The following is a 360-nucleotide window of genomic DNA, read 5'->3' on the forward strand; positions in this document are numbered from 1 at the left end:
CATAAACTTAAAATAGGTACGCCTCTTTTATTGACCTGTGCCAGCTTTTTCGGACCGCCGTCTGATTTAGATAGAGAATGAATCATTCTCGTCGTCCCATAAATGCCAGAATTGGCCGCAGATAGAACGGCTGTAATCAATACGAAATTAATGAAGTGAGAGGCGCCTTGCATACCAGCAGCAGAGAAGACTTGGACAAAAGGACTGTTATTTGGATCGATTTGATTCCAAGGAATGAGACCACAGATAATCAAAATTGGCAATGTGTAAAATAAAATAATACGCCACATCATACTTTTGACAACACCAGGTAAGACCTTCTCCGCATCCTTTGTTTCTGTAATGGTCAGCCCGATCAAT

1 protein-coding gene is annotated in these 360 nt (G+C 41.1%); it reads right to left on the bottom strand.

All coding sequences use genetic code 11. The features are described 5' to 3' along the window. Positions 1–360: amino acid permease (locus tag SB775_RS27940; protein WP_410864407.1), on the bottom strand; the 360-nt coding region annotated here is incomplete at both ends.

It is taken from the genome of Peribacillus sp. SIMBA_075, assembly GCF_046534585.1.